This is a genomic window from Rhodococcus ruber, from assembly GCF_027270735.1.
GTDB classification, from domain to species: domain Bacteria; phylum Actinomycetota; class Actinomycetes; order Mycobacteriales; family Mycobacteriaceae; genus Rhodococcoides; species Rhodococcoides rubrum_A.
The window spans coordinates 118,787-137,977 of record NZ_JAPWIJ010000012.1 but is presented as its reverse complement, the minus strand read 5'-3'; the positions used below and the strand labels follow the sequence as shown (position 1 = coordinate 137,977).

The 19,191-nt window shown below is 63.1% G+C and carries 19 protein-coding genes; 11 read left to right on the top strand and 8 right to left on the bottom strand.

Annotated elements, in window-relative coordinates:
- Window positions 1-32: 32 nt before the first annotated feature.
- From O4220_RS24040 to O4220_RS24025, 4 genes are all read left to right on the top strand, one after another.
- Window positions 33-986: a LysR family transcriptional regulator gene (locus O4220_RS24040; protein WP_269608060.1), complete on the top strand. Its 954-nt coding sequence runs from the start codon at window positions 33-35 to the stop codon at window positions 984-986.
- Between the two features lie 230 nt (window positions 987-1,216).
- Window positions 1,217-2,188: a putative oxygenase MesX gene (locus O4220_RS24035; RefSeq protein WP_269608059.1), complete on the top strand. Its 972-nt coding sequence runs from the start codon at window positions 1,217-1,219 to the stop codon at window positions 2,186-2,188.
- Between the two features lie 25 nt (window positions 2,189-2,213).
- A complete protein-coding gene (locus tag O4220_RS24030; protein WP_269608058.1) occupies window positions 2,214-3,242 on the top strand; it encodes a methionine synthase in 1,029 nt (342 codons plus the stop codon).
- A gap of 5 nt (window positions 3,243-3,247) precedes the next feature.
- Window positions 3,248-3,436, top strand: a complete 189-nt coding sequence (locus O4220_RS24025; RefSeq protein ID WP_269608057.1) for a hypothetical protein — start codon at window positions 3,248-3,250, stop codon at window positions 3,434-3,436.
- A 448-nt stretch (window positions 3,437-3,884) separates the two neighbouring features.
- Here O4220_RS24025 and O4220_RS24020 read toward each other — a convergent pair whose 3' ends face one another.
- Window positions 3,885-4,292, bottom strand: coding sequence for a universal stress protein (locus O4220_RS24020; RefSeq protein ID WP_269608056.1), 408 nt, complete (start codon window positions 4,290-4,292; stop codon window positions 3,885-3,887).
- A gap of 8 nt (window positions 4,293-4,300) precedes the next feature.
- Window positions 4,301-5,740, bottom strand: coding sequence for a CitMHS family transporter (locus tag O4220_RS24015; protein WP_269608055.1), 1,440 nt, complete (start codon window positions 5,738-5,740; stop codon window positions 4,301-4,303).
- An 86-nt stretch (window positions 5,741-5,826) separates the two neighbouring features.
- Here O4220_RS24015 and O4220_RS24010 point away from each other — a divergent pair, with 86 nt between their 5' ends.
- The gene (locus O4220_RS24010; RefSeq protein ID WP_269608054.1) at window positions 5,827-6,531 is read left to right on the top strand and encodes a GntR family transcriptional regulator; all 705 of its coding nucleotides are present in this window, start codon (window positions 5,827-5,829) and stop codon (window positions 6,529-6,531) included.
- Between the two features lie 92 nt (window positions 6,532-6,623).
- On the opposite strand, the gene O4220_RS24005 is transcribed toward O4220_RS24010, so the two are convergent.
- The 3 genes from O4220_RS24005 to O4220_RS23995 are packed head-to-tail and all read right to left on the bottom strand — an operon-like array spanning window position 6,624 to window position 8,913.
- The gene (locus tag O4220_RS24005) at window positions 6,624-7,082 is read right to left on the bottom strand and encodes a cupin domain-containing protein (protein WP_269608052.1); all 459 of its coding nucleotides are present in this window, start codon (window positions 7,080-7,082) and stop codon (window positions 6,624-6,626) included.
- 58 nt (window positions 7,083-7,140) lie between these two features.
- The gene (locus tag O4220_RS24000; RefSeq protein WP_269608051.1) at window positions 7,141-8,556 is read right to left on the bottom strand and encodes an NAD-dependent succinate-semialdehyde dehydrogenase; all 1,416 of its coding nucleotides are present in this window, start codon (window positions 8,554-8,556) and stop codon (window positions 7,141-7,143) included.
- Window positions 8,557-8,598: 42 nt separating this feature from the next.
- Window positions 8,599-8,913 (bottom strand): putative quinol monooxygenase, encoded by a 315-nt coding sequence (locus tag O4220_RS23995; protein WP_245154485.1) that lies wholly within the window; start codon window positions 8,911-8,913, stop codon window positions 8,599-8,601.
- 91 nt (window positions 8,914-9,004) lie between these two features.
- On the opposite strand from O4220_RS23995, the gene O4220_RS23990 reads away from it, so the two are divergent.
- The gene (locus O4220_RS23990; protein WP_269608050.1) at window positions 9,005-10,060 is read left to right on the top strand and encodes an Ldh family oxidoreductase; all 1,056 of its coding nucleotides are present in this window, start codon (window positions 9,005-9,007) and stop codon (window positions 10,058-10,060) included.
- A gap of 113 nt (window positions 10,061-10,173) precedes the next feature.
- Here O4220_RS23990 and O4220_RS23985 read toward each other — a convergent pair whose 3' ends face one another.
- Window positions 10,174-11,355: a lipase family protein gene (locus O4220_RS23985; RefSeq protein ID WP_269608049.1), complete on the bottom strand. Its 1,182-nt coding sequence runs from the start codon at window positions 11,353-11,355 to the stop codon at window positions 10,174-10,176.
- 41 nt (window positions 11,356-11,396) lie between these two features.
- The gene (locus O4220_RS23980; protein WP_269608048.1) at window positions 11,397-11,591 is read right to left on the bottom strand and encodes a hypothetical protein; all 195 of its coding nucleotides are present in this window, start codon (window positions 11,589-11,591) and stop codon (window positions 11,397-11,399) included.
- A gap of 188 nt (window positions 11,592-11,779) precedes the next feature.
- Here O4220_RS23980 and O4220_RS23975 point away from each other — a divergent pair, with 188 nt between their 5' ends.
- The 5 genes from O4220_RS23975 to O4220_RS23955 all read left to right on the top strand — a co-directional run bounded on the left by O4220_RS23975 (window position 11,780) and on the right by O4220_RS23955 (window position 15,545).
- Window positions 11,780-12,451, top strand: a complete 672-nt coding sequence (locus O4220_RS23975) for a hypothetical protein (protein ID WP_269608047.1) — start codon at window positions 11,780-11,782, stop codon at window positions 12,449-12,451.
- A 133-nt stretch (window positions 12,452-12,584) separates the two neighbouring features.
- Complete coding sequence (locus tag O4220_RS23970) at window positions 12,585-12,884, top strand: UDP-glucose 4-epimerase (protein WP_269608046.1); 300 nt, start codon at window positions 12,585-12,587, stop codon at window positions 12,882-12,884.
- Complete coding sequence (locus tag O4220_RS23965) at window positions 12,881-14,605, top strand: alpha/beta hydrolase (RefSeq protein WP_269608045.1); 1,725 nt, start codon at window positions 12,881-12,883, stop codon at window positions 14,603-14,605. The genes O4220_RS23970 and O4220_RS23965 overlap by 4 nt, the downstream gene beginning before the upstream one ends.
- 95 nt (window positions 14,606-14,700) lie before the next feature.
- Window positions 14,701-15,165, top strand: coding sequence for a hypothetical protein (locus O4220_RS23960; protein WP_269608044.1), 465 nt, complete (start codon window positions 14,701-14,703; stop codon window positions 15,163-15,165).
- Window positions 15,162-15,545, top strand: coding sequence for a YbaB/EbfC family nucleoid-associated protein (locus O4220_RS23955; protein ID WP_269608043.1), 384 nt, complete (start codon window positions 15,162-15,164; stop codon window positions 15,543-15,545). Before O4220_RS23960 ends, O4220_RS23955 begins: the two co-directional genes overlap by 4 nt.
- A gap of 84 nt (window positions 15,546-15,629) precedes the next feature.
- On the opposite strand, the gene O4220_RS23950 is transcribed toward O4220_RS23955, so the two are convergent.
- Complete coding sequence (locus tag O4220_RS23950; RefSeq protein ID WP_269608042.1) at window positions 15,630-19,106, bottom strand: ATP-binding protein; 3,477 nt, start codon at window positions 19,104-19,106, stop codon at window positions 15,630-15,632.
- Window positions 19,107-19,191 lie beyond the last annotated feature (85 nt).

Sequence of the window (19,191 nt, the reverse complement as noted above, 5' to 3'; positions counted from 1 at the left end):
CCGATTCCCCACTGCGTGCGATGATTTGATTCATGGCACGGGACGTCGCGAAATCAGTGCGGGGCATTACCCTTCAGCAGTTGCGCTATTTCGTGGAAGTGGCCGCCGAGGGGTCCATCAGTGCCGCGGCGGACTTGCTGTACGTTGCACAACCGACCATGTCGGCCGCATTGAAAGACCTGGAACGTCGCGTGGGTCGGACCCTCTTCGTTCGCTCGACCCGCGGGGTGACACTCACCGAGGATGGAGCCGAATTTCTCGGCTACGCGCGTCAGGTGGTAGAGCAATCAGAGCTCTTGGAACAGCGGTACCTCGGCCGAGGGCCCGCTCGACGGCTCTTGGCCGTATCGACTCAGCACTACTCGTTCGTCGTCGACGCCTTCGTTCGCATGGTGAAAGCGTCTGAGACTCCGGAGTATTCGTTCAGTCTTCGAGAGACCCGTACGTGGGAAATCATCGAGGATGTCCGCACGCTCCGCAGTGAACTCGGTGTCCTCTATCGCAACGAGTTCAATGCAAGCGTGATCGACAAGCTGATTCGCGAGGCAGGTCTGGTGTTCACGCCGCTGTTTCTGGCGTCGCCGCATATTTTCATCGCCCGCACGAATCCCCTGGCGGGGCGAAAGAGTGTGGAGCTGAGTGATCTCGAACAATTTCCGCGTCTCACGTTCGACCAGGGCGCGAATAATTCCTTCTACCTCTCCGAAGAGATACTCTCCACCCGTTCCTCCAAACAAGAGATCCGGGTGAGCGATCGTGCCACCATCTTCAACCTCATGATCGGTCTGGGCGGCTACACGATCTCCACCGGCATTGTCTCGGATGATCTCGATCCGTCCATCATCGCTGTTCCGCTCGACGTCGACGATCGCATCGAGATCGGTTGGATCGGTCATGCCTCGGTGTCGTTGACCGTCCAGGCTCAACGCTTCGTGGCGGAGATGCGCGACGTCGTGTCTGGCTTCGGCGTCGACCTATTGACATAGCCTTTTCCTATGTTCAGCCATTGTCGAGAGTGATTATCCTATGACGAGTGGTCCAACTAGGCTGGTGCGCAGGCCGCTTCGGACAGCCGCCTTTCGGTTCTGCCTACCTGAGAAACCGGCCCGACCGCCGAGAACTTCGGTCGAAGCGGCGCGACGGCTCAGTTGATGAACCCGTGTGGTGACGCGTTTGTCACCACATTCACCGCACGTGATTGGGGCTACTGGTCAGCATGACGAACGACTGTACTTTCAGCATCAGAACGACGCGCTTCGACGAGGACTACACCCCATCGACGAACTCGCGTCACACGACCAACTTCGCGAATCTCGCACGCGGCGAGAACGGTCGACGGAACTTACGTAGCGCGATGACGATGATGCACACCCGGCTCAACGAGCTGGTTCAAGACGACGATCCACGTGGCGACCGCTACTTACTCGAATTGGACATCATCTCGGTGGATCTGCATCTCGAGTCCGTAGGAGCCGACGCAGCCTTTCCGGTGATGGAAGTTCTCGATGTCGGCATAGTCGATACCGCTACCGGCACCCGCACGAAGGGCATCGTCGGAAACAACTTCTCCTCATACATTCGCGACTACGATTTTATCGTTGAACTCCCGAAGCACCGAGAAACGGGCATTCCCAGCGACTTCGGCGATGTGCACGGTCAGGTCTTTCAGCGTTTTGTCGATTCGCGCGAGTACCGAGATCGGTTCTCGCAGCCACCGGTCATCTGTATCAGCGTGTCGACATCCAGAACGTATCGTCGACTCGCCAATCACCACCCGGTCCTCGGGCTGGAGTACGAGGCGGACCAGACGTCGATCACCGATCAGTACTTCGTGAAGATGGGTCTCGAGGTTCGCTACTTCATGCCTCAGGGGTCCGTCGCTCCATTGGCCTTCTACCACTGCGGTGACTTGCTCGAGGACTATTCGTTCCTGGCGCTCGCGGGAACGATCGCAACGATGGAGACCTTCCAGAAAATCTATCGTCCTGAAATCTACAACGCGAATACTGCGGCCTTGGAGGTCTACCGGCCGAGTCTCGACAACGAAAACTATTCGCTTCCGCAGGTGAGCTACGACCGTGTCGAGCGCAATCGACTCGCAACGACACAGGCACGGTTCACCGAAGTGAATCTCATGCAACCGTATGGCTCTGTTCTCGAGCGATGGGCTTCCGAGCAACCCGCCTGACCGTGCGAGACCGAAAGGTATTGAAATGAACCCACTCTTGCCCACCTCGATCGTCGGCAGCCTACCTAAGCCGTCCTGGCTCAGTGAGCCGGAGAAGCTCTGGTCACCGTGGAAATTGCGAGACGACGAACTGCGCGAAGGGAAGCTCGACGCCCAGGCGCTCGCAGCCGACGAACAGCGTCGTGCCGAGCTCGACATCATCAGCGATGGTGAACAGACACGTCAGCACTTCGTGACCACGTTCATCGAACATCTCGAGGGTGTCGACTTCGATCGGCGCGAGACTGTGCGAATTCGTGACCGCTACGATGCGAGCGTCCCGACAGTCGTTGGCGCGGTGAGCCGCGAAAAATCAGTGTTCGCTGCCGATGCCAGGTGCCTCAGAGCAGTGACCGACCGGCCGATCAAATGGGCACTGCCTGGCCCTATGACAATGATCGACACGCTCTACGACGACCATTACAAGAGTCGCGAGAAGCTCGCATGGGAGTTCGCGACTCTTCTGAACCAGGAGGCGAAGGACTTGGAAGCGGCAGGCGTCGACATCATTCAGATCGACGAGCCCGCATTCAACGTGTTTTTCGACGAGCTCGAAGACTGGGGAATCGCGACACTCGAGCGCGCAGTCGAAGGGCTGAATTGCGAAACTGCCGTCCATATCTGCTACGGCTACGGCATCAAGGCCAACACTGACTGGAAGGCAACACTCGGGGCCGAGTGGCGGCAGTACGAACGGTCGTTCCCACTGCTGCAACAGTCTTCGATCGACATCGTGTCGCTGGAGAGTCACAATTCGCGCGTACCTGTCGACCTGATCGAACTGCTTCGCGGTAAAAAGGTCATGCTGGGTGCCATCGATGTGGCGAGTGACACCGTCGAGACTCCTGAAGAAGTCGCTGAAACCCTCCGCCGTGCACTTCCGTTCGTCGACGCGGACAAGCTGTACCCGAGTACCAATTGCGGTATGGCACCACTCGACCGACGCGTCGCACGAGACAAGATGGTCGCGCTCACCGCTGGCGCGGACCTTCTGCGACGTCAGTTGTCCGAGTGATTCGCGTGACCCGGCGACACCCGAGTCGGCTGACATCGGCGCTGCGGGTACGCGCCGCTTCAGTTGGGCTCGATGCCGGCGGACGCAAGGATTCGTGCGCCCTCGGAAGTGCGGCAATCGGACAGACCTACCAGGGCCCTTCGTCTCAGGACGGTTCGATCGTGCTGATGCGAGTGACGCTCGATGTCACGTAAGTGTCACAAGTCGGTACGAATCGTCATGGACTGGTTCGGACGGCCGTGCACGAAAAACGTTGTGAATAAACATATATCGAGTCCATTGAAGTTCATGCGAATCCACTTCCACGGACTTGAATCCGCACAGTGTCGGTTCGAGTCCGACTCGGGGCACGGAGTCCATATGGATCCGAAAAGTAGGGTGAGCAACGGGTTTCGGCGGGGGTCGTGGACTTCTGCGTACGTCGGCTGTGAATGGACAAGTGGCGCAGCGGGATTTGAATCCTCTCTGCCACCGATCAAGTACATGACGCACATTGTGGAGGGAGCATTGTGGACCCGGCGTCCTGCCTTTGTTCTGCGTTTCGCCTCTCAGCGTGACCGGTGCGTCAGTGACCACGTGCAGATGTGCCGGTTGCGGTGACTAGAGGGACGCAACCGGCGACATCTTCTGCGCTACTCGGGTTCAGTCGAGCGGGGATTTTATGGTTACGACGGGGCAGGGTGCGTCGAGCATGACTCGTTGGACTTGGCTCCCGAGTAGCAGCTTCATCGTTGCCGATCGACGGCGCATCCCGATGACTACGAGGTCGGCCGAGACTGACTCGGCGACTTCGACGATCTGTGTCGCTGCATCATGGCCAGCTGGATGGACGGTGTGAGAAATTCCGACTCTTACAAGTTCAGCGGCGATCGACTCTCCGAATGTGGGTGAGCTGTAGTTGGGGCTCGCCGGAGAATCAGCACCGCCGACGAGCACGACGTGGACGTGTAGATCGGTGGGGCTGCTGGCCATTGCGGTGCCATGGTTCAGAACCCAGTCGAATGCGAGTCGGCTTTCGGGTCGATCGTTCTGTGCGATGACGATATTCATGGATGTCCTCATCCGGGGTAGGCGGCGGTGAGTGCGCCGACGGCGAGCATGACCACGCAGACGAGTGATGCGCGCCAGATTGCTTTCCGAAGGTGCGCTCCGAGTTCGACTTTGGCGAGTCCGATGAGCAGGAGGAACGATGCAACCAACGGGCTCGACGTGTGCAGGGGTTGACCGACGATGGCGGCCCGTGCCATTTCTTCGCTGGTGATGCCGTAGTGCGATGCGGTTTCGGTGAGCACCGGTAGTACTCCGAAGAAGAAGGCGTCGTTGCTCATCAAGAACGTCAGCGGGATGCTGAGTACGCCGGCAACGATGGCCAGGTGGGGTCCGAAGGCGTCGGGGATCACGTTGACGAGCCACCGGGACATCTCTTCGACCATGCCGGTGCCGTTGAGTACGCCGGTGAGAACCGATGCTGCGAAGACGAGGGCGACGACGGAAACGACGCTCGATGCGTGGGCTTTGATTTGGTCGGACTGCTCGCTGACACGAGGAAAGTTCAGTACCAGTGCAATGCCGACGGCGATCATGAACGTAACCGGTGGTTCGACGATATCGAGGACGAGCAGTGTCATCACGGCGATGGTGAGAGCGAGGTTGAGCCACACCAGCTTCGGGCGGGCTTTGGGTCGGTGCAGGTGTGCCGCTGCGTCTTCGGGGAGATCGCCGAAGTCGCTGGTCTCGGGGGTCGCTGTCGCGGGTATGTCGTCGCCGGTGCCTGCGGAGCCGGTGGCCGGTCGATCCGATCCGGTGGAGGCGCTGCCTCCCGTTCCTGCTGTGGTGGTCACGCTTTCGCGCCGGAGGATGCGTGATTCGGGATCGAGGGTGAGCGTACCGACTCGCCTGCGTTCCGCGCGGCCGAGGAAGTAGGCGAGGACCGTGACGGCGATCAAGCCTGCTGCAATAGCTGGAATCATCGGGACGAAAATGTCGATCGGAGAGACGCCGAGCGCTGCCGACGCACGTGCTGTCGATCCACCCCAGGGAACGGTGTTCAGGACGCCGTTGGCTGTGGCTGCAACGACGGTCAGGACGACCGGGCTCATGCGGAGTTTGAGGTAGATCGGCAGGAATGCCGAGGTCACGATGATGAAGGTGGTCGATCCGTCACCGTCGAGGGAGACGATCGAGGTCAGTAGTGCAGTACCGACGACCAGACGCATCGGGTCGTTCTTGACGAATTTGAGGATCAGTCTGATCAGGGGGTCGAAGAGCCCGACGTCGATCATGATTCCGAAGAACGTGATGGCGAAGAACAGCAGTGCTGCAGTGGGCGCGAGTTTGAGCAGAGCTTCCATGATGATGTCGCTCAGGCCCAGACCTGCGCCTGCGAACAGGCCGAACACGGTAGGCACCAGGATAAGTGCCGCGACCGGTGTGATGCGTTTGCTCATGATCAGGTACATGAAAACCGCGATCATGGAAAAACCGAGTATGACGAGCATCGTCGCCCTTTCGTGTAGTGGTGTGCATCACTGTATACCGTATGGCATTCCTTTGCGAGTGCCGAGCGGTTGGCTACGATGCATTCATGACGGGTGACAGCAAGAGTGATCGGGTGTATGCGCAGCTCAAGGCGGAGATCATGTCGGGTGAGATCGCGCCTGGCTCGTCGCTGGGCGCGATTTCCATCGGTGAGCGGCTGAATGCGTCCAGAACCCCTGTGCGGCAAGCATTTGTGCGGCTCGAGGCCGAAGGTCTCGTCACGCTGGTCGACCGGCAGGGTGCACGGGTGGCACCGATATCGATATCGGGGGTGCGTGATCTTTTCGAGCTTCGCTCACTGCTCGAGTCGACGGCTACCGGGATGGTTGCCGATGCGGTGCGTTTCGATCCGGCTGCGGCTGCGCCGTTCATCGAGATTCTCGGCGAGCTCGACAGCATGGAGAACGAGGAACCGTCGAGTCAGCGGTGGGAGCACTTCTACGAACTCGCCGAGCAGTTCGATCGGGCGGTGATCTCGTACACGCGTAACGCGCACTTGTCTCGATCGATTGCCGAATTGCGGCCGCACAGTGCGCGTTTGAGGTCGATTGCGCACACCAGTCCGGATCGCCTCGAGCGATCGCTGGTGGAGCATCAGCAGATGTGTCGGGCGATCATCGCCGGAGACTCGTCGGCTGCGAAGGCAGCGGCGGCCGAGCATCTCGAGGCCACCGAGCGAACCATCCTCGATGCAGTGATGAATCCTGCACGTGCGGGCGGTGGTCCGCGGATCGACGTTGTCACCGCCTGAGCTTCGTCCGGTCGGCTGATGGTCGGGCGGGCCGCAGGACTCGGCGTTTTGACGGAGTCCTGCGGCCTTCGGGTGCGACGCGGGCGAACGCGTCAGGCGATGTTGGTGCCGTGTTCCTCGTCGATGCGAGTGGTCACGCCGGTGGAGATCACGGTGCGGTTGGCGTCGATGGAGGCGTAGGTCCAGAAGATGTGGAGTTCGTCGGTGTCGGAGGTGTTGTGGAAGAAGTGTCGAATACCTGCCGGGATGAACGAGTTGTCGCCGACGGTGACGGGATACTCCTTTCCGTCGATGTGTGCGACGGCCGATCCTTTCAGGACCAGTACCGACTCGTCGCAGTTGTGAATGTGTTCGGGTATCGCCGATCCGGGGGCGAACATGGTGATGCCGTTGAGGAAGTCCTTTGCGCCGACCTGTTGTGAGACAAGCGGAATGGTGCGGGCTCCTCCGCCGCGTTGGCGTGGAGTGATGCCGGAGGAATGCAGCACGACGGCGGGGCGGCCGTCGTCGCTGGCGGAGTCGGTGACGGTACGGCCTTCGGTGGTAGTCATCGGTGATGGTCCTTTCGGGTGATGCGGGCTGTGGGGCAGTGCACTGAGCAGTGGGGTGTCACTCCGATGTGGGTGCAACCGAGGCAGGAGTGTTCATGGCCCACCAGGTACGCACGTTGACGAATTCGCGGATACCGGCGGAGGCGAGTTCTCGGCCGTAACCGGACCGCTTGGTGCCCCCGAAGGGCATTCGGGCGTCGGAGGCGACGACGGCGTTGACGAAGCAGGCACCGGAGGTGACTCGTTTTCCGACCGCAATGGCCCTGTTCACATCTGCGCTCCAGATGCTGGCGCCTAGCCCGAATCGGGTGTCGTTGGCGACGTGAACTGCTTCGTCGGCGTCTGCAACGGTGATAATGGACGCGACCGGGCCGAACGCTTCTTCGTGGTACGCCGCCATGCCGGTGCCGACGTTGCCCAGGACCGTGGGGGCGTAGAAGTTACCGGGCCGATCGAGGACCGTGCCACCGGTGAGCAGGGTCGCGCCCGCGTCGACTGAGTCCTGGACCTGTGCAGCGACGCCGTCGCGTAGATCAGCTCGCGCCATCGGACCGACGTCGGTGCCGTCGGCTTCGGGATCGCCGACGGTCAGTGATTCGACTGCAGCGACGACCAGTCGGGTGAACTCGTCGGCGACCGGGGCTTCGACGATGAACCGTTTCGGGGAGATGCAGGATTGGCCGGCATTGAGGAAGCGGCCCTTGGCGGCCAGGTGCGCGACCTTGGGGAGGTCGGCGTCGGCGAGAACGATGAAGGGATCCGAGCCGCCGAGCTCGAGCACCGATTTCTTGATTTCGCGTCCGGCGATGGACCCCACCGCAGATCCGGCGCGTTCACTGCCGGTGATGGTCACGGCACCGACGCGGGGATCGGAGATGAGGCGTTCGGTGACCGCCGGTACGTCGACCTCGGCGACGAGCAGGGTGGTGAACAATCCTGCGGGCAACCCCGCGGCTTCGAGAATGGCCTGAGCTTCGAGAGCAGAGCCCGTGGTGTTGGGAGAGTGCTTCAACAATGCGGCGTTCCCGGCCATCAGCGCGGGCGCAGCGAAACGAAAGACCTGCCAGAGCGGGAAGTTCCACGGCATGATCGCCAGCACGATCCCGATGGGTTCGTACGACACCCAGGAGGTGTCGGCGGAGGTTTCGTAGGTCTCGTCGGCGAGGAAGCCGGCAGCGTTGTCTGCGTAGTACTCGAGGCCGACAGCGCATTTTTCCACTTCGGCTCGAGACTCTGCGAGCGGCTTGCCCATCTCTCGGGTCACCAACAACGCCAGTGACTCTGCGCGGGATCGTAATTCGGCGGCTCCGTCGTGCAGAATTTTCGAGCGGTCATCGAAACCGGTATGCGCCCAGTCGGTCTGGGCGGCCGAAGCAGTGTCGAGCGCAGCGTCGATGACCGCGTCGCTCATCGCTTCGTACGTAGCGAGCTCGCGGCCGGTCGCCGGGTTGATGGTGGTGATGGAAGCAGACATTGATGAAGTTCTCCTGGATAGGTGGCCCGAAAACGAGAAACGTCAGACGGACTCGGACGCGATCACGGTGGTGACGGAACTGCCGAACGTGTTGTGTTGCGAGCCGGGAACGATGACGTCCTCGGCGATCTCCCGCCAGGCAGCGAAATGTGGGGACGCTTTGTGCGCGTCGAACGCAGCGCGGTCGGTGTAACGCTCGTAGTAGAAGAAGTGGTTGGGTGTGCTCTCGTCCTCGAATACGTCGAACTGATGGCATCCGGGCTCATCCCGCACCGACGACACTGCGTTCTCGACGATCGCGCCGATGAATTTCTCGCGCTTGTCGGGCTTGACGCTCACCGACACCAGCAGGTTCATCACGGAAAGGCTCCTCGACTCGAATGTGATCCACGTTATGTATGTCGTAGTGTATACCTAAACGTATCGATTGAAACGAGGGATTGATTCCATGACCGACGAAACCCGCATCGAACCCGATGCGCTCACCGAGTTCGCTGCCGCGGTCCTGCGGTCTCACGACGTTCCCGAAGCCGATTCCCGGCTTGTGGCGGACAGTCTCGTTCAGTCCGACCTGTGGGGGCATCAGTCCCACGGTGTGCTCCGTTTGCCGTGGTACGTGGCGCGGCTCCGTACCGGTGCGATGACTGCGGTCACCGCACCGGAAGTCATCGCGGATGCGGGGGCCCTGCAGATCCTCGACGGCCGCGACGGTATCGGCCAGGTATTGACCGAAACCGCCCGGAAGTCGGCGATCGAACGGGCACGTCAATACGGAATCGGAATGGTCGGAGTCCGCAATTCGAACCACTTCGGCACGGCGATGTACTACACCCGGCGTGCAGCACTCGACGGCTGCGCGTCCATCCTGACCACCAACGCCAGTCCAGCGATGGCACCGTGGGGTGGGCGCGAGAAACGCCTCGGCACAAACCCCTGGTCGATCGGGGCACCTGCACCCACGCCAGGGGGAGCAGTGGTCGTCGACATCGCGAACACCGCCGTTGCCCGCGGCAAGATCTACCTCGCGCGAAACAGAGGCGAATCGATCCCGGACACGTGGGCGATGAACGCCGACGGTCGCATCACCACCGACGCATCCGAGGCGATCGACGGCGTCATCTTGCCCATGGCGGGCCATAAGGGTTACGCCATCACCTTCATGATGGACATCCTCTCCGGCGCGCTCACCGGCAGTAACACCGGCACAGCAGTGACGGGACCGTACGTCGCAGACCGGCCCAGCGGAGCGGGCCACATGTTCATCGCCATCGACGTCGCCAGCGCAGGCAAGACCGAGCACTATCTCGAGGCTGTACAAGGACTGATCGACGAGGTGCATTCCACCCCGCTGGCGGAAGGTAGCGACCGCATCTACTACCCCGGCGAGGTCGAGGACAACGCTGCGGCAAGCAATCTCGCTGACGGGGGAGTGGTGCTGGCCGAACAGACCCTCTCCGACATCCGGGCCCTGGCAACTGAAACCGGCACCGCTCTTCCCTTCTGAATCCTGCCCGCCCTTTTCTGAATTGTATGAGGAGATCTGTTGCCCGTCTTCACCGTTGACCGCCGTGATCGACGCGATGGAGACCTATCACGTCGAACTCGGCGGACGGCAAGCTAACCCGAACCGTTGGCCGCGAATTGCCCTGCGGTCCAACGCAACACGAACGGCAGTCCAGTCATGGCACCGATGAAGTGGTCGCCTGCCACGGGCTCGTAGTGCACGTTGGCACCCTTGCTGCGCCACTGCTCGATCAGGGCGGTCACGCCGGCCTCGGGGATGAAGCGATCGCCGATCCACTTGCTCGCGGAACCGTGGAAGAACGCGACCGGCGCCGACGGCGCGTCGGCACCCGGACGGTTCGCGGCGATCACCCGCCGCGCGATATCGGAGTCGAACGGGTCGGGCTGGGACGCCAAGTCCTCGATTCGCATGCGTACCAACCCTCCCAAGGCCAGGGGGAGGACGGACATGTCTTTCACCCAGGACGCCAACAGCAGCGCCTTCGGGCCGAACAACTCCACCATCTCGGGGTGCTCACGCGCGAGACCCATGCTCGCCGCGCCCAGCAGGCCGGCCGCGACGGTGCCGTTCATGGTGTCCAGCAGCATCGAGAAGTCGGTGGGCGTTCCACCGGCGATGGCACCCGCCAACCTCACGTCCGGCGCGTACCTCGGCTGCAGCTGAGCCGTCCACGTGGTGGCGATCGCGCCGCCGCTGTAGCCGTAGGCCACCACCGGGCTGTCGGCGAGCTCCGGGGCGACGACCGTCATCCCGCGTAGCGAGTCCAGGACGGCATGCCCGGCCATCGTGCCTTCGGAGTACGACATCCGCGGGCCTTGGTGATCGGCGACGAGGACGGCGTATCCGCGGGCGAGCCAGAGCGGCATCACCGGCGGGAGGTCTGCACCGACACCGTGCACGAGCCGGTACGACGGCGTGCTCTTGGCTCCGAGGGAATCGATGGCCACGTTGTGGGCGACGACGGGCCGCGGTCCGCGCCCGGTCCACGGCCGCCTCGGGATCAGCAGCGAGGCAGTGACGCCGGCGGGGAGACCTCGCGCGTCGGTCGATCGCACCATGAACTGATGCATTGCGGTTCGCGGCCGGGGCACCAGACCGCGGGTCGTGCGCTGCCGGAGCACCGCACCGGGTGCGAGGTCTTCAATGCCGGGAGGGGTGAGGAAGAAGGCGTCGTTGTCGATCGGGGTCGGAAGGATCGCGGCATGGGGATCGTCCGGAGGCTCCAGGGGCAGTCGTCGAGTCAATACGCGATCGAGCACACCGAACAGAGTCATGATCCCCCGACATTCTTCTCGAGCCGTACCGATCCCCGCGGTCACCGTACACCGCGAGGCGGACGGTGAAAACGAGAAAGGGAGACGTCCCCGCGGCCCTTGGCTCCCACGTCGAGCAGGTTCTGTGACTGCGTCCCGTCGACGACGTGGCGCACCCCGAACCCGCCCGCTGCCGCGTCCGGGTCGACGGTGACCCGCGCACAGATCGTGTTGTCGCACAGGTGCAATGCCGTCACCTCGTCGAGAGCGCCCCGAACGCCGCCAGCCGAGTGATGTCGACAGGGAAGCGGACGGCTGCGAACGCTGCGGCGTCGACGCGACTGTCGAGGTGTGCGGACATCGTCGATCGGGCCGGATGATGGACTATCGCAATGCTCCTGTGCCGGTCTTGCGTACCGCGGCGATCCCGGGAGAGAGTGGTTGCGTGAGCAGTGATCGAACGGCCGGCCCGTCGCGTTTCCGTGGAATTCCCATCAACGAGATACCTGCTGTGGTGCCCGTTCACTTGGTTCTGGCGAGGACAGACCGCATCGGTGTCTGGCTGACAGGTGCGAAGGTCTACAGCACGTGCATGACCTTTTCCGTCGAAGCCAGCGTTCGACGGGCCGATCGGTTCCTGGGTATGTACGGGTTCGGCAAACCCGAGTCGGGTTGCACGCCGCCGATGTTGCTGGGCTTCGAGGACGTGGGTGGAACCATCTCGACGAACCTGCCGGGCAAGCGAACTGGTCTTAGTGCGAACGGCGGGGGTGGTGGCGGCCTCCACAGTCGCGTCGGCCTCATCCTGACGCCTGTGCCGCCCGCGGGCCCGTTGCAGGTGTACTTCGCGTGGCCGCACTTCGGCGTCGCCGAAACACGGCACGTTCTCGATGCGAGTCAGTTCAGCTCGGCAGCAAGCGAAGTGACGACGTTGTGGGACGAAGTCGACCCGTCGACCGGCGCGCACATCGATATCGACAACAGGGTGACGCCCGAACTCGAGATCCCACCGGCAGGATGGTTCGCGGCGGCTTTCGAGCTCCAGAAGCGACCGCCGCCGGACCCCAATGCCCCTCGCCGCGTCAACTCGGCGTTCGTCGTGCGGCGGGAGGAATGACTGTTGGGGTCGAACACGTAGTCACCATCATGAGCTGGACAGTTCGGTATCGCCGGCCCTGACGCGAGCGTTCGTACTGCTACGCTGACCCGGCGCTGGGGAGGGCGCGACGCGACTGACCGGGGGGATACCGATGTTGAAAGTCGATCTCGACGCGTTGCGGGCGTTGGGGAGTGCGCTCGGAGCTACCGCCGATTCGGTGGGGTCGTTGGATCCGGTAGCTCCCATTGCGGCCGCTGCCGATGCGATGCCCAACTCGGCGTTCGGCGATGTTGCCAGGTCCGCTGCGATTCCGACCCTCGCCTCCTATCGCGGAGTGGCGGATCGTATTCGAGAGATGTCATCCGCATCGTTGGCCTCGGCGGACAGCTACGAGGACACCGACCGGGCTTTCAGCGATCAGCTCAGGCGTGTGAACACGGATCGTCGATGAGCGCAACGGTCTCGCAGGTTCGCGGATGGAATCCGACTGCCCTCGTCGATGTTGCTTCCGATCTTGCTGCGGTGAACGCGGAATTCGACGACTTGGTCAGCGATGTCGGCCGCGCCACGAGGGATGGCCTGAGCCAGTGGAAAGGGGACGCGGCAACAGCGGCATCTGCCAGGTCGTTGGCCGATCGACTGTCCGCGACCCATGTGGTCACCGCCGTAGACGACGAAGCGGTCGAATTCGGCACAGCGGCAGGGCAACTGACCGAGGTGCGGATATCGACCCTAGCCGCAGTCGATGCTGCCGTTGCCGGCGGATTCACGGTCGACGATGCAGGTTCGGTAACCGCACCCATCTGCTCGACCGGTGACATTGTCGCAGACCTGTTGTTGCAGAGCAGTTTCGATGAGCAAGCGCGCAGTCGCGAGGCCACAGTCCGAGGTCTGTTGAACAGCGCAGCCGCCGTCGACCGAATGTGCGCCGACTCGCTGCAGCGCGCGATCGATGCCCTCGCAGACCTCACCGAGTCTCCCGGTGCGCCGGACCACTACAGCGAAGTCGTTCGAGACATACTCGACGGCAACGCTTTTCTGCCCGACGATCCTCGAGATCTCGCTGCGTTCTGGGACGGCTTGACGCCGGCCGAGAAAGACGGTCTGGCGGCCTGGGACCCGACTATCGGAAGCCGGGACGGGTTGCCGGCGGTGGACAAGGCACGTTTGAACGAGGATTTGTTGGTACCGATCACGGCAGAAGCGGAGATCGATCTCGCTGCTGTCGAGGCTCGCCATCCTGATTGGGCCGTAGGGGAGAACGTGCCGCCGTCCAGTGGCGTACTGGACGAGGAACAGCAGGCTCGTCGCAAGGCTTGGGAGAGTTGGACTGCCGATCGCGAGAAGGCGTCCAGTGCGGTGGCGGGTCTTCACGAAGTACGCAACCAGCTCGATGCCGAGGACGGTGTTCCCAAGTTCTTGATGAATATCGACGACCACGGCCGAGGTGCGATCGCGCTGAACAATCCGGACACCGCGCACAATGTTGCGACCTACGTTCCGGGGACGGGCACCGAGTTGTCGAAGATGGGCGGGGACTTGGCGCGGGCCGAACGAATTCTGCTCGAAGCCAACAAAGTGTCGCCGGGAAGCGAGAACTCGGTGGTCATGTGGATGGGGTACGACGCACCGCCTGGGCTGTCCGACGCCGCGCGGACAACCTTCGCCGACGCCGGATCTCCCCGGTTGGACAGTTTCCAGGACGGTCTGCGTGCCGCGCACGACGGCCCACCCTCGCACAACACCGTCATCGGTCACAGCTACGGCAGCACAGTCGTCGGGCATGCGATGAGCGATGGAGGCTCGCTCGATGTCGACAGTGTCGTGTTCGCGGGTAGCCCCGGGGTGGGGGTGGCCCGGGTCGGTGATCTTGCGCTCGACGGCGTCGCACCGGATCGGATGGTCGATCACGTGTTCGCTACCGCTGCCCCGGCAGACCCGGTGACGTGGATCGGGGTGCTGGTGCCGGAAGTAGCGCACGGCGCGGATCCGACGTCCGATGTATTCGGAGCGACCGTATTCGAGAGCGCACCGGGCAACGACTCGATCGACATACCAGTGCTCGGTGATGTCGGGTTCGACCCCGACTCGCACAGTAGCTACTTCGAGCCAGGCACACCGTCGCTGCGATCGATGGCCGAGATCATGACGAACACAGGAAAAGTCGAATGACTGATCGGACCGTCCGGGGTACGCCCAGAACATTTCTCGCGATCGCACTGACGTGTGCTCTTCTCTCAGTCGGGTGCTCGCAGAACGGAGTAGATGTGGACAACACATTGACACAGGAGCAAGCCCAGGCTCGAACCGTCGAGGTGCTGGGTCGCTCGCTCTCGGCGCTGCCTGCAGGCACGCGGTTCGATGTCGAGAATCCGACGTATCCGCAGTCGGATCTTCCCAGGGGTGGATTCGCACCCTGCTACGACGACAACACCATCGACTACGGCCCGCATCGATTCGATGCCGGCTACTGGGTGGTCGGCGACGGAACGCATCGAGGCAATCTCGATTCACTGTTGGCCAGCTGGGGCGAATGGGGCTGGACAGTCGAGGACGAGAGCAAGGACGGTGGAAAGCGGGCGTCGGCAACGACACCGGATGGGTATCGGCTTTTTGCCGAACTCGGCACGCCCGAATTTCTGAGCGTGGGAGGGTCCTCGCCGTGTTTCGAGATCGAGGCAGGGCAGACCCCTCCGCGCGCTGTTGCTCCGCTGGTGATCGAGCAACGATGAGCAGCCGGCCCGACGCGGACATCGAAGAACTCACAGTCAAGGCCGCTCGCGTTCATCGATCCCTGTCGAAGCTACGAGGCAGGGCCACTTCGAGTGACGGCGACGTGACGATCGAAGTCTCCATCGACGGTCGAATCACCGAGATGGTTGTTTCACAATGGTTCTCGCAGACGAGTCCGAACGCTGCCGCCGCCACGATCGCCCGCACCCACAGCGAAGCATTGGCCGACGCGGAGGCGACGGCGGCGGAAATTCGCCGGGAGCTCACCGAAGACTATCGGGTGGCCCGAATCGTGGATCGTGTAGCGACGGAACGACCGTCGCACCATGCCGACAACAACCGGGGCGATGACGGAAAGTCCATCTACGACAGATGGTAAACCTGTTGACGTTTCTGGGGCGGGACCTGTCGGCTGCTTTCGGACGCCGATACCTCCACGCGGACGGAAGCCGGTAGTCGACGCCTACCGGCTTCCACGATCTGACGGCGCATCGGTGGCCACGCCCAACGAACTGTGCGAGAGCTGCGTAGCGCGCAACCGTCGCAGCACCGCAGTCGCGCCGATTCGCTCGGCGCGGTCGCGGACCGCGGCGACCTCTGCGACGTCGACGGATCCGGTCGCGGCCTGGATTCGGAGTGCGAGTGCGTCGGTCTCGACCGACCACGCGGCGAATCCCCGCTGTGCATGAATCGTCCGGGCCGCGCCGATGTGACGGTGCGCGGTGGCGTCGTCTCCGAGTGCCCACGCCAGCGAGGCGAGATGGTGGTGCACGACGCCGTAGAGGCTGGCCCAGGTGAGCACTACACAGTTCTGGTGGTCGAGCAGAAGTCGATAGACGTACTCGCACAGCCACGTCAGCACCAGCTCGGATGCGGCCCGGGCGATCAAGGTCATGGTGGACAACCACATCGGGTCGACGGGGATAGCGTCCAGGCGCTGCGGTGTGTACCACTCGATGAGTTCGGTCGCCTCGGCAGTGCGGCCCACGTCGATCAGGGCGACAGCGAGCGCGGGCCGCAGTACGGGGTTGTCGTGTGTGCGCGCACGCATTGCTTCGGCCTGACTTGCGACCTCGCCCATATCGCCGCGCAGTGTCCGCAGTGCGGTCAGCGCCGGCAGCAACCGGCCGTAATAGCCTGTGTCGGTAGGCGACGGAGGTACCGCTCGTATTCCATCCAACGCTGCCTCGCAGGCGATGAGATCGCCCGCCGCGAGTGCCACGCCCAGTCGTCCGTAGTCGATGAGCCATCGCAGTTCGGGGTCACCGTCGACGTGAGCGTCGGTGATGGCGTCCAGACATGCCATGGCACCGCCGAGATCCCCGGCTTCGAGTCGCGCCCGCGAGAGCCACACCGCCACCGTCGCGTCGTTCATGACGGACGGGTCGGCGTCGACGAGTTCATCGAGGTCGACAAGTGCGGCGGCGACCACATCGGCGCTGTGGGGAACGCGCAATCCGATGAGCGCGGCGACGTTCACCGACGCCAACAGCCTTGTGTCGCCCAAGCTTCGGGCGATGCCGGCAGCGTGAACGATCGTGCGAGCTCGCTCGCGGTAGTCGGTACCCCAGGCCTGCTCGATGACGCGCTGGGAGGCGAGGACGGCGTACTCGCGTGACACCGTCCGACCCTCGGCCTCCAACTCGGCGCACATGGAATCGATGACCGCGACTCGCTCGGCGTCGGATGCGTACCGCTGCACGAATTCCATTCCACGTCGCTCGCTCGCTGCGATCGCGTCGTTCTGCAACGTTCGATCGCCGAGTTGCCGCGCCATGGTGAGTGCGGCCATTGCGGTATCGCGGGCGCTCGGGTCCCGCATGGCCCGCAGGGACAGCCCGAGCCCGATCGACATGGAACACCGGGTGGCAGCCTCGTCGACGGGCGTCCAATCGAGTGCTCGACGGTAGTGCTGGACGGCATCTTCGTAGGCACCGAGCGCGTAGGCGTTCTCGGCAGCTCGGTGTGCGTACGAGCCCGCACTACCGCGGTCGTCGATGCGGCCCCGGCCGAAATGAAACGCGAGCCGCGCAGCGTCTTGCCTGTCTCGACTCGTGCGTTCCAACGCACGCCCGACCTTGGAATGGAGGGCAGCGCGAGCGCCCGGACCGATGACCGAGTACACGACGTCGCGGACGATGGGGTGTCGCAATTCGAAGAGATCTCCGTCGTCGGCAGGCGCGATCAACCTGACGCGGACGAGTTCGTCGAGCGCGTCGTCGAAGCGATCGTTGGTGAGCTCGCCGGTCGCGCCGCGCAGCACGATGTGCGGTACGGACATTCCTGTCACTGCGCACGCATGCAGTAACAGCCGGGCGTCCGCGCCCAGACGATGCTCGGCTCGACGGACGAAACTCACGATGGAGGAGGGATATTCGGAGCGCTCGGCTGGGTCTTCGCCGCGGCCGGCAGCCAGAATGGACGTCACGAACAGGGGATGTCCGCGCGTCGTGCTCAACAACTGCACCGGATCGAGGTTCGACTCGTGCGCGGTGACGAGTTCGCGAAGGTGTCCCAACTCGAACTCGCGCAATTCCAGTCGGAGGGTCCGTCCCAGTCGTGTGGCCGTGTCCAGTGTGGCGCTCAGTTCCACATCCTCGAGCGATTCGGTGCGGGCTACGGCGACAAAACAGATCGCGGCCGTCGTACACACCTGGAAGAGGTAGCGCAGCAGGGACTGGGACGCCGGTGACGCCCACTGCAGGTCGTCGACGACCAACATCGTCGGCGTCTTCGTGACAGTACCGGTGAGCCAGCGACGAACGGCGTTCATGGTCGATACACGATCGTTGTTCGACGCGTCGAACTCGACATCGATGTGAGCGAATCGCTGAGCGCTTCCCGGCAGCAGCCTGAGAACGTCGGTGCCGTGGGCGTCGACCCACTCCCGCAGCTGCGCGGAGTCGACGTCGTCGAGTTGCCCTTCGATCGCGTCGACGAATGGCTCGAACGGCACAACGGCATCCTCGCTGCATCGACCGAAGATCACCGTGACGCCGCTGGCGCGTGCCCGTCGCATCGCTTCACGGACCAGCGTCGTCTTTCCACTCCCGGCGTCACCGGTGACGACGACGCAATGGCTGCTTCCGGGTGCGGTCGAGTTCAACGTCCGCGCGATCGCATCGAGTTCGGTGTCCCGGCCCACAATCAGCGGAGCGGCGGCCGAGAAGGTTTCGTGTTGCGCCCGGTCGTCCTGCAGCGCGTCGGCGAAGAGTTGTGCGGTCTCGGCCGAAGGATCGACACCGAGGTGCTCGGTGAGTGCTCGACGGCATCGTGCCGCCACCTCCAGTGCCTGCGCGCGGTCGCCCAGTGCGATGTGGCCGCGCATGGCGTGCCGGTATGCGCGTTCGACCAAGGGGTCGATGGAGATGACCGCCTCGGCACAGGAGATGGATCGTTCGAATGAGCCGTCTTCGGCCGATGCTTGCGCGTCGATGTCGAGAGCCGTCACGAGAAGCGATACGCGCTCGGCCTGAAGTTCGTCCGCCCACGCTCCGACGACTCCCCGCAGGAGGGGGTCGGACAGCGCGCGGTGGGCGTCGTGCGCTCGATCTGCCCTGACACGAGCAGGCAGACCGCCGCCGGAGCGTCGGCAGAACTCGCGAATCACTTCGAGATCCACCTGCACCCAATCGGGCAGTGCAAGCTGCAGCAGGCCACCGCGTGAGCGCAGGCTGTCACCGGGAATGCCCGCAGTGTTCAGCGCCTCGCGCACCTTCGTCAGGACACTTCGGGCTGCCGCATTCCAGGACTTCGGGCGACCTCGAGGCCAGATGATCGAGGCGAGCTCGTCTGCCGTGACATCGCGGTGCCGATGGACCGTCAAGTAGGCGAGGGCTTCGACGCAGCGCGGCCCGCCGATGGTTCGCGGGTCGACAACGCTGGTGCCGCGGACTGTCGGTGTACCGAGCAGTTCGATACAGGCACTGTGCGCTGTCACAAGTGGAATGTAAGCACAGTCCCCGAACATTGGGTTGCAAAACAATTGCACTGCCGAACTAACGTCAGGTATCCCTCCGATCCGC